The organism is Mycobacterium spongiae, from assembly GCF_018278905.1.
GTDB classification, from domain to species: Bacteria; Actinomycetota; Actinomycetes; order Mycobacteriales; family Mycobacteriaceae; genus Mycobacterium; species Mycobacterium spongiae.
Window position 1 is genome coordinate 4784800 of sequence record NZ_CP046600.1, and the last position, 12238, is coordinate 4797037.

Consider the following 12238-nt stretch of genomic DNA (forward strand, 5'->3'; position numbering starts at 1 on the left):
CCCTCGGGGTGATTGGTGGTAGATCGCATGTCGTTTATGTTCGTCACGCCGGAGTCCTTGACGGCTGCAGCGGCGCAGTTGAACGGCGTCGGCTCGGCACTCAACGAGGCCAATGCCTCGGCGTCGGCCGCGATCACCCGCGTGTTCGCCGCCGGTCAGGATGAGGTGTCGGCGGCCATCACAGCCGCGTTCAACCAGTACGGCCAGTCCTACCAGGGCCTCAGCGCCCAGGTGGCGCAATTTCATTCCCAGTTCGTGCAGGCGACAAGGCTCGCGGCCGAACAGTATCAGGCCATGGAGGCCGACCTCTTTGCCCTGCTGGCAGCGAGGCAAGCCGGGCGCGTTGGCTTCGAAGGCGTGGATCCCGACCGGCACACCAACCCGGCCGGCGGCGGAGGCTAGGCACCAAGACACCTAGTTCGCCGGTTCGCCCCACCGGCTAGGTGACCCGTGTCCAAGGCGGGGCTAAGGGGTTCCTAGCGAGCCGTTCCAGCGTTTCATCAACGCGTTAAGCAGTGCCGGGCTGACCGCGTCAAGTTTATTCGCGGCGAGGGCCACTCGCGGAACAATCCGAAAAGGCCGCAACCGTGCTGCTGTCAGCATCCATTCGGCGGCCTCGTCCGCACTCAGCGCTGGCATGCTTGCATATTCCTTCGTCGGTGCGATCATCGGAGTCTTCACGAGCGGGTAGTAAAGGGTGGTCTGGTGAACCCCGCTGTGTGCCCACTCGATTTCGATTGCCCGGCTAACCGCGGAAAGTGCGGCCTTTGACGCTGTGTACAACGAGAACATTGGGAGTGCGTCGTTCAATACGGCCCAGGTGGACACATTGATGATGTGCCCATCGCCTCGCTCGAGCATTCCGGGTGCCAACGCACGGATTAGCCGCAGTGGCGCATGGTAATTCAACCGCAAGAGGCGGTCGACATCGTGTCCGTTGTGCAGCGAATCCAGTAACGGCCGACGAATGGAGAGCCCAGCGTTGTTGACGAGAATGTCGACGCCGCCGAACCGCTGCTCCACGGTCATGACGAGCTCATCTAGGGCACTGGGGTCAGACAAGTCGCACGCCAGCGCGGACGCCAAACCGCCCATTGCCGCGATACGGGCCGCCACTGTGTCGAGCAGCTCTTGGCGACGGGCCACGCAGATTACGGTGGCGCCGGCGCGGGCGAACTGCACGGCTGCGGACTCACCGATACCCGAGGAGGAGCCTGTAATGAGGACTCGCTTGCCCCGTATATCGACTTCGCCTCGCGTCCACCGGTGGGCGAGTTGGCGCAGCAATGACGGTCGCATGCTGGCCAAAGTGAATGTCCTAGACATGCGTTGAAGCGGGTTCGCCCGCCGCAGTCGCGATGGCTTTGCGGTGGGGACCAGACTCGCCTGGTCCTGACGCGGCGTCGCCGCGGCTGCCCGAGGTGTGGTCGCGGCACTGCCCGCCAAAGCATTTGCGACCGGCTCTTCTTCCGGCTTCGATCCGAGGGGATGAGGATACGCCGCCGCCACTGATGCCGCTCGTCTCGACTGTTCCCCGCAGAGGGTGGTGTCGTTGAGGTGGTTGTGGAGGTAGGTGGCTAGTTCGGTGGGGTTGGGGTGGTCGAATACGGTGGTGGTGGGTAGGGGTAGGCCGGTGGCTTCGGTGAGGTGGTTGCGTAGCTCGACCGCGCTTAGTGAGTCCAGACCGATCTCGGTGAAGGCCGTGTTGGGGTCGATGTCTAGCGGGCTGGGATGGTTGAGCACCGCGGCGACCTGGGTGCGTACCTCAGCCAACACCACGTCGTCCCACTCGGTTTCCGGTGTCTGCGCGAGGCGTTGGGCCAACGTGGCAACACGGCCACGTTTGACCGGTGTCCGGACCAGGCCACCCAACAACACCGGCAACGTTCCCGCCCGGGCCTGCGCACGCAACACCGCGTGATCGAACACCGCGGGCACCAACACCGATTCAGCACGCCCACACGCCAGATCGAACAACCCCAAACCCTGCCCAGTAGTCATCGCCCGTAGACCCATCCGCTCGATACGGGCCTGATCCACCTGACCAAGCTGGCCGGTCATCGCGCTGGCCTGCTCCCACAATCCCCACGCCAACGACACCCCCGACAACCCCAAACCCCGCCGATACTGCGCCAACCCATCCAAAAACGCATTCGCCGCCGCGTAGTTCGCCTGCCCCGCACTGCCGAATATCCCCGCCGCCGAGGAAAACAACACAAACGCCGACAACCCCATATCCGCAGTCAACTCATGCAACGCCCACGCAGCATCCACCTTCACACCCAACACCTGCTCAACCTGCTCACGATCCATCGACTCGATGACCCCATCAGCGAGCACCCCCGCAGCATGGACCACCGCACCCAGCCGATGCTGCGCCCTAATCGCACCGACCACAGCACCCAGCTGGTCACGATCAGCGATATCAGCAGCAACGATCTCCACCCGACACCCATGCTCAGCCAACTCACCACGTAACTGATCAACACCGACCGCCGCGGCTCCCCGCCGACTCACCAACACCACATGCCCGCAGCCATACTCAACGACCAAATGCCGAGCCAACGCCATACCCAACACCCCAGTACCCCCGGTAATCAACACCGTGTCCTGGGGATCGAACACCGACCCCACACCCGACTGCGGCAACTGCGTCGACACCCGCGTCAACCGCGGCGCCAACACCACCCCCCCACGAACCGCTACCCGCGGCTCATCCACCACCCCCAACGCCGCACGCAACCCCACCCCACCATCACCACCATCATCATCAAGATCAACCAACCCGAACCGGCCAGGATGCTCACCAACCGCACTGCGCACCAACCCATCCACGGCCGCAACCACCAAATCCGGTGTCTGACCCTCACCAACCCCGACCCCACCACGAGTGACCAACACCAACCGCGACGCCACCAACGCCGGCTCAGCCAACCACGCCTGCACCAACTCCAAAGTCCCATACACCCCCTCACGAACACACCCAGCCACCTCACCCGCACCCGCCACCGGCGCAGCCATCACCACCACCTGCGGCACCGACCCACCACCACCAACAGCCTCCACCAACCCCGCCACATCCGGATACCACGCCACCTGCCCACCCAGCACACCCACCAAATCAACCGGCCCACCACCAACAACCACCACCGACGACACCGGCTGCGCAGCATCCACCGCCACCCACCCCACCGCATGCAACGACTCCACCGACTCGCCACCCACACGAGCCAACCCCGCCGCATCAACAGGACGCACATCCAACGACTCCACACCCAACACCGCCGCCCCCGACTCATCAACCCCCACAATCCGCAACCCACCAGAACCACTACCCTCCAACACAACCCGCAACACCGAAACACCACCCGACCCCAACCACACCCCACGCCACGCGAACGGCAACCCCACCTGACCCTCCGCCAACCCCTGCATCATCAACGCCGCACCCGGATGCAACACCGCATCAAACAACGCCGGATGCACCCCAAAACCCGCCCCCTCATCACCACCATCACCACTCAACGCGACCTCAACAAACGTCTGCTCACCACGACGCCACACCCCACGCACCCCCTGAAAAGCCGGCCCATACTCAAACCCCGCCTCGGCCAACCCCTCATACAACACATCAACATCAACCACCTGCGCACCCACCGGCGGCCACTGCCCCCCCAACAACCCACCACCACCAGCAGCAGCAGCACCAGCAGCAGCACCACCAGCGCTGAGCACCCCCGTCCCATGACGCACCCACGAACCCTGCTCACCCCCACCACCACTGGCGGTCTCCGGACGCGAATACACATCAACCCGACAACACCCCGCATCATCAACACCACCCACCAACACCTGCAACGCCACCCCAACACCCTCAGACAGCACCAACGGCGCCTCTAACACCAACTCATCAACACAATCCAGCCCCGCCCGCGCCCCCGCCGCCAACACCATCTCCACAAACCCAGTACCCGGCAACAACACCACACCCAACACCGCATGATCAGCCAACCAAGGATGGGTATCCAAACCAACCCGCCCACTAAACAACCAACCCCGCTCACCACCAAGACACACCCCCACCCCCAACCACGGATGCCCCACACCAGCCAAACCCACCGACCCCAAATCCCCCACACCACCCCGAGAAGAATCCAACCAAAAACGCTGATGCTCAAACGCATACGACGGCAACCCCACCCGCCGCGGACCCCACGACCCAAACACCGACGACCAATCCACCCCAACACCGGCAACAAACGCCTCAGCCAGCGACGTCAAAAAACGCCGCCAATCACCCTCATCGCGGCGCAACGACCCCACCACCGACACCGATGCCGGATCCCCACCACGAGCCTCAACGGTTTCACTGATCGCCACCGTCAGCACCGGATGCGGGCCCATCTCAATGAAGGTGCGCACACCCTGATCCAACAGCGCCGCGGTGGCGTGCTCGAACTGCACACGCTGACGCAGATTGCGATACCAATACTCCGCATCCAAAGTGTCGGTACCCACCCGCGCACCACTGACCGTGGAATAAAACGGAATCTCACCCACACCCGGTCGGATCGAGGACAACTCACCGATCAACCGATCCCGCAGCGTCTCCACCTCGACACTATGCGAGGCATAATCAACCGGAATCAACCGCGCGAAAACACCCTCACCCTCACAACCACTGACCAACTCGTGCAACGCATCACGATCACCAGAAACCACCGTGGAGGCCGGGCTATTATGCGCGGCCACCGAGATACGCCCCTGCCAACACTGCAACCGCGCATCCACCTGATCAACAGGCAATCCGATCGAAGCCATGCCACCATCGCCGGCCAATTCAGCGATCATCCGGCTACGCACCGCAACCACACGAGCGGCATCGTCCAAACTCAACCCGCCCGCCACATGAGCCGCGGCGATCTCACCCTGCGAATGCCCGATCACCATATCCGCCCGCACACCACACGAACGCCACAACTCCGCCATCGAAACCATCACCGCAAACAACACCGGCTGAACCACATCCACCCGCGTAAGCGCCGATTCAGCCACCCCACCACGCAACACCTCGTCCAACGACCACTCCACAAACGGAGCCAGCGCCTCACCACAAGCCCGCATCCGCTCAGCGAACACCGGTGAAGAATCCAACAACTCCACCGCCATGGCCGGCCACTGCCCACCCTGGCCGGGAAACACAAACGCGGTCTTACCCTCCACCACCCGACCCGTAACCACCCCACCACCACAACCCCCACCCGCCAACGCCGCTAACCCCGCCAACAACTCCTCACGCGTATCACCCACCACCGCACCCCGATACCCCAAACCAGCCCGACCCGTCGCCAACGACCACCCCACATCAGCCACACCCAACTCCGGTCGAGCCCCCACATACTGCGCCAACCGAGCCGCCTGCGCACCCAACGCCGCCTCAGATTTCGCCGACACCACCCACACCACCTCACCCACACCCACACCCACACCATCAAGACCACCATCACTATCGGCGGGCACCGCCGGCGCTTCCTCCACAATCACATGCGCATTCGTCCCCGAAATACCGAACGACGACACCCCCGCCCGACGCACCCGCCCCTCAACCCGCGGCCACGGCTGCGCCTCGGTCAACAACCGCACCGCACCCACCGACCAATCCACATGCGGACTCGGCGCATCCACATGCAACGTCACCGGCAACACCTCATGACGCAACGCCTCGATCATCTTGATCACCCCAGCCACCCCCGCAGCAGCCTGAGTATGACCCATATTCGACTTCACCGACCCCAACCACAACGGCCGATCCCACTCCCGACCCTGCCCATACGTCGCTAAAATCGCCTGCGCCTCAATAGGATCACCCAACGTCGTCCCCGTACCATGAGCCTCCACCACATCCACATCCACACCACTAACCCCCGCACACGCCAACGCCGAACGAATCACCCGCTCCTGCGAAGGCCCATTCGGCGCCGTCAAACCATTCGACGCCCCATCCTGATTGACCGCACTACCCCCAATCACCCCCAACACCTCATGCCCACACCGACGCGCATCCGACAACCGCTCCAACAACACCAACCCCACACCCTCAGAAAACCCCGTCCCATCAGCACCAGCAGCAAACGCCTTACACCGCCCATCCACCGACAACCCCCGCTGCCGAGAAAACTCCACAAACGTCACCGGCGTCGCCATCACCGTCACCCCACCCGCCAACGCCAACGAACACTCACCAACCCGCAACGACTGACACGCCTGATGCAACGCCACCAACGACGACGAACACGCCGTATCCACCGTCACCGCCGGACCCTCTAAACCAAACACATACGCAATACGCCCCGACGCCACACTGCCCGCCCCACCCGTACTCACATACCCCTCAACCGCCGCCCCACCACCAAACCCATACTGCGAACCCATCACCCCCGCGAACACACCAGTATCACTACCCCGCAACGACTCCGGATCAATACCCGCCGACTCAAACGTCTCCCACGCAATCTCCAACAACAACCGCTGCTGAGGATCCATCGCCAACGCCTCCCGCGGCGACACCCCAAAAAACCCCGCATCAAAACCCGCCGCATCATCCAAAAACCCACCATGACGGTTATAAAACTTCCCCACCACATCAGGATCAGCATCAAACAACCCCCCCACATCCCAACCCCGATCACCCGGAAAATCACCAATCACATCCCGACCACCCACCACCACATCCCACAAACCCTCCGCAGAACCCACCCCACCCGGATACCGACACCCCATCCCCACCACCGCCACCGGCTCATCCACACCAACCCCCACCACCCGACCCGCCACCGGAGCAGCCACCGAACCCCGCCCCTGCACCTGATCCACCAAAAACCCCGCCAACACCACCGGCGTCGGGTAATCGAATACGGTGGTGGTGGGTAGGGGTAGGCCGGTGGCTTCGGTGAGGTGGTTGCGTAGCTCGACCGCGCTTAGTGAGTCCAGACCGATCTCGGTGAAGGCCGTGTTGGGGTCGATGTCTAGCGGGCTGGGATGGTTGAGCACCGCGGCGACCTGGGTGCGTACCTCAGCCAACACCACGTCGTCCCACTCGGTTTCCGGTGTCTGCGCGAGGCGTTGGGCCAACGTGGCAACACGGCCACGTTTGACCGGTGTCCGGACCAGGCCACCCAACAACACCGGCAACGTTCCCGCCCGGGCCTGCGCACGCAACACCGCGTGATCGAACACCGCGGGCACCAACACCGATTCAGCACGCCCACACGCCAGATCGAACAACCCCAAACCCTGCCCAGTAGTCATCGCCCGTAGACCCATCCGCTCGATACGGGCCTGATCCACCTGACCAAGCTGGCCGGTCATCGCGCTGGCCTGCTCCCACAATCCCCACGCCAACGACACCCCCGACAACCCCAAACCCCGCCGATACTGCGCCAACCCATCCAAAAACGCATTCGCCGCCGCGTAGTTCGCCTGCCCCGCACTGCCGAATATCCCCGCCGCCGAGGAAAACAACACAAACGCCGACAACCCCATATCCGCAGTCAACTCATGCAACGCCCACGCAGCATCCACCTTCACACCCAACACCTGCTCAACCTGCTCACGATCCATCGACTCGATGACCCCATCAGCGAGCACCCCCGCAGCATGGACCACCGCACCCAGCCGATGCTGCGCCCTAATCGCACCGACCACAGCACCCAGCTGGTCACGATCAGCGATATCAGCAGCAACGATCTCCACCCGACACCCATGCTCAGCCAACTCACCACGTAACTGATCAACACCGACCGCCGCGGCTCCCCGCCGACTCACCAACACCACATGCCCGCAGCCATACTCAACGACCAAATGCCGAGCCAACGCCATACCCAACACCCCAGTACCCCCGGTAATCAACACCGTGTCCTGGGGATCGAACACCGACCCCACACCCGACTGCGGCAACTGCGTCGACACCCGCGTCAACCGCGGCGCCAACACCACCCCCCCACGAACCGCTACCCGCGGCTCATCCACCACCCCCAACGCCGCACGCAACCCCACCCCACCATCACCACCATCATCATCAAGATCAACCAACCCGAACCGGCCAGGATGCTCACCAACCGCACTGCGCACCAACCCATCCACGGCCGCAACCACCAAATCCGGTGTCTGACCCTCACCAACCCCGACCCCACCACGAGTGACCAACACCAACCGCGACGCCACCAACGCCGGCTCAGCCAACCACGCCTGCACCAACTCCAAAGTCCCATACACCCCCTCACGAACACACCCAGCCACCTCACCCGCACCCGCCACCGGCGCAGCCATCACCACCACCTGCGGCACCGACCCACCACCACCAACAGCCTCCACCAACCCCGCCACATCCGGATACCACGCCACCTGCCCACCCAGCACACCCACCAAATCAACCGGCCCACCACCAACAACCACCACCGACGACACCGGCTGCGCAGCATCCACCGCCACCCACCCCACCGCATGCAACGACTCCACCGACTCGCCACCCACACGAGCCAACCCCGCCGCATCAACAGGACGCACATCCAACGACTCCACACCCAACACCGCCGCCCCCGACTCATCAACCCCCACAATCCGCAACCCACCAGAACCACTACCCTCCAACACAACCCGCAACACCGAAACACCACCCGACCCCAACCACACCCCACGCCACGCGAACGGCAACCCCACCTGACCCTCCGCCAACCCCTGCATCATCAACGCCGCACCCGGATGCAACACCGCATCAAACAACGCCGGATGCACCCCAAAACCCGCCCCCTCATCACCACCATCACCACTCAACGCGACCTCAACAAACGTCTGCTCACCACGACGCCACACCCCACGCACCCCCTGAAAAGCCGGCCCATACTCAAACCCCGCCTCGGCCAACCCCTCATACAACACATCAACATCAACCACCTGCGCACCCACCGGCGGCCACTGCCCCCCCAACAACCCACCACCACCAGCAGCAGCAGCACCAGCAGCAGCAGCAGCACCACCAGCGCTGAGCACCCCCGTCCCATGACGCACCCACGAACCCTGCTCACCCCCACCACCACTGGCGGTCTCCGGACGCGAATACACATCAACCCGACAACACCCCGCATCATCAACACCACCCACCAACACCTGCAACGCCACCCCAACACCCTCAGACAGCACCAACGGCGCCTCTAACACCAACTCATCAACACAATCCAGCCCCGCCCGCGCCCCCGCCGCCAACACCATCTCCACAAACCCAGTACCCGGCAACAACACCACACCCAACACCGCATGATCAGCCAACCAAGGATGGGTATCCAAACCAACCCGCCCACTAAACAACCAACCCCGCTCACCACCAAGACACACCCCCACCCCCAACCACGGATGCCCCACACCAGCCAAACCCACCGACCCCAAATCCCCCACACCACCCCGAGAAGAATCCAACCAAAAACGCTGATGCTCAAACGCATACGACGGCAACCCCACCCGCCGCGGACCCCACGACCCAAACACCGACGACCAATCCACCCCAACACCGGCAACAAACGCCTCAGCCAGCGACGTCAAAAAACGCCGCCAATCACCCTCATCGCGGCGCAACGACCCCACCACCGACACCGATGCCGGATCCCCACCACGAGCCTCAACGGTTTCACTGATCGCCACCGTCAGCACCGGATGCGGGCCCATCTCAATGAAGGTGCGCACACCCTGATCCAACAGCGCCGCGGTGGCGTGCTCGAACTGCACACGCTGACGCAGATTGCGATACCAATACTCCGCATCCAAAGTGTCGGTACCCACCCGCGCACCACTGACCGTGGAATAAAACGGAATCTCACCCACACCCGGTCGGATCGAGGACAACTCACCGATCAACCGATCCCGCAGCGTCTCCACCTCGACACTATGCGAGGCATAATCAACCGGAATCAACCGCGCGAAAACACCCTCACCCTCACAACCACTGACCAACTCGTGCAACGCATCACGATCACCAGAAACCACCGTGGAGGCCGGGCTATTATGCGCGGCCACCGAGATACGCCCCTGCCAACACTGCAACCGCGCATCCACCTGATCAACAGGCAATCCGATCGAAGCCATGCCACCATCGCCGGCCAATTCAGCGATCATCCGGCTACGCACCGCAACCACACGAGCGGCATCGTCCAAACTCAACCCGCCCGCCACATGAGCCGCGGCGATCTCACCCTGCGAATGCCCGATCACCATATCCGCCCGCACACCACACGAACGCCACAACTCCGCCATCGAAACCATCACCGCAAACAACACCGGCTGAACCACATCCACCCGCGTAAGCGCCGATTCAGCCACCCCACCACGCAACACCTCGTCCAACGACCACTCCACAAACGGAGCCAGCGCCTCACCACAAGCCCGCATCCGCTCAGCGAACACCGGTGAAGAATCCAACAACTCCACCGCCATGGCCGGCCACTGCCCACCCTGGCCGGGAAACACAAACGCGGTCTTACCCTCCACCACCCGACCCGTAACCACCCCACCACCACAACCCCCACCCGCCAACGCCGCTAACCCCGCCAACAACTCCTCACGCGTATCACCCACCACCGCACCCCGATACCCCAAACCAGCCCGACCCGTCGCCAACGACCACCCCACATCAGCCACACCCAACTCCGGTCGAGCCCCCACATACCGCGCCAACCGAGCCGCCTGCGCACCCAACGCCGCCTCAGATTTCGCCGACACCACCCACACCACCTCACCCACACCCACACCCACACCATCAAGACCACCATCACTATCGGCGGGCACCGCCGGCGCTTCCTCCACAATCACATGCGCATTCGTCCCCGAAATACCGAACGACGACACCCCCGCCCGACGCACCCGCCCCTCAACCCGCGGCCACGGCTGCGCCTCGGTCAACAACCGCACCGCACCCACCGACCAATCCACATGCGGACTCGGCGCATCCACATGCAACGTCACCGGCAACACCTCATGACGCAACGCCTCGATCATCTTGATCACCCCAGCCACCCCCGCAGCAGCCTGAGTATGACCCATATTCGACTTCACCGACCCCAACCACAACGGCCGATCCCACTGCCGACCCTGCCCATACGTCGCTAAAATCGCCTGCGCCTCAATAGGATCACCCAACGTCGTCCCCGTACCATGAGCCTCCACCACATCCACATCCACACCACTAACCCCCGCACACGCCAACGCCGAACGAATCACCCGCTCCTGCGAAGGCCCATTCGGCGCCGTCAAACCATTCGACGCCCCATCCTGATTGACCGCACTACCCCCAATCACCCCCAACACCTCATGCCCACACCGACGCGCATCCGACAACCGCTCCAACAACACCAACCCCACACCCTCAGAAAACCCCGTCCCATCAGCACCAGCAGCAAACGCCTTACACCGCCCATCCACCGACAACCCCCGCTGCCGAGAAAACTCCACAAACGTCACCGGCGTCGCCATCACCGTCACCCCACCCGCCAACGCCAACGAACACTCACCAACCCGCAACGACTGACACGCCTGATGCAACGCCACCAACGACGACGAACACGCCGTATCCACCGTCACCGCCGGACCCTCTAAACCAAACACATACGCAATACGCCCCGACGCCACACTGCCCGCCCCACCCGTACTCACATACCCCTCAACCGCCGCCCCACCACCAAACCCATACTGCGAACCCATCACCCCCGCGAACACACCAGTATCACTACCCCGCAACGACTCCGGATCAATACCCGCCGACTCAAACGTCTCCCACGCAGTCTCCAACAACAACCGCTGCTGAGGATCCATCGCCAACGCCTCCCGCGGCGACACCCCAAAAAACCCCGCATCAAAACCCGCCGCATCATCCAAAAACCCACCATGACGGTTATAAAACTTCCCCACCACATCAGGATCAGCATCAAACAACCCCCCCACATCCCAACCCCGATCACCCGGAAAATCACCAATCACATCCCGACCACCCACCACCACATCCCACAAACCCTCCGCAGAACCCACCCCACCCGGATACCGACACCCCATCCCCACCACCGCCACCGGCTCACGTACCCGACGCTCGAGGTTGCGGACGCGCTGCTTCGATTTGCGGAGGTCGTTGGTAGCCTTCTGCAGATATTCACGGAGCCGTGTTTCTGTACTCATTAGGTATCACTCACTAGTTTTCTCA

At 63.1% G+C, this 12238-nt stretch carries 2 protein-coding genes; one reads left to right on the plus strand and one right to left on the minus strand.

What is annotated here, in order from left to right; genetic code table 11:
- Positions 1-27 precede the first annotated feature (27 nt).
- Positions 28-402 (plus strand): PE family protein, encoded by a 375-nt coding sequence (locus tag F6B93_RS19325; RefSeq protein ID WP_211696525.1) that lies wholly within the window; start codon positions 28-30, stop codon positions 400-402.
- 63 nt (positions 403-465) lie between these two features.
- On the opposite strand, the gene F6B93_RS23195 is transcribed toward F6B93_RS19325, so the two are convergent.
- Positions 466-12213: a type I polyketide synthase gene (locus F6B93_RS23195; protein ID WP_246540866.1), complete on the minus strand. Its 11748-nt coding sequence runs from the start codon at positions 12211-12213 to the stop codon at positions 466-468.
- Positions 12214-12238: the final 25 nt, after the last annotated feature.

Bases quoted from the DNA above. Each gene is read 5' to 3' on its own strand.
- F6B93_RS19325 (WP_211696525.1), top strand. From the start codon at position 28: ATGTCGTTTATGTTCGTCACGCCGGAGTCCTTGACGGCTGCAGCGGCG.
- F6B93_RS23195 (WP_246540866.1), bottom strand. From the start codon at position 12,213: ATGAGTACAGAAACACGGCTCCGTGAATATCTGCAGAAGGCTACCAAC.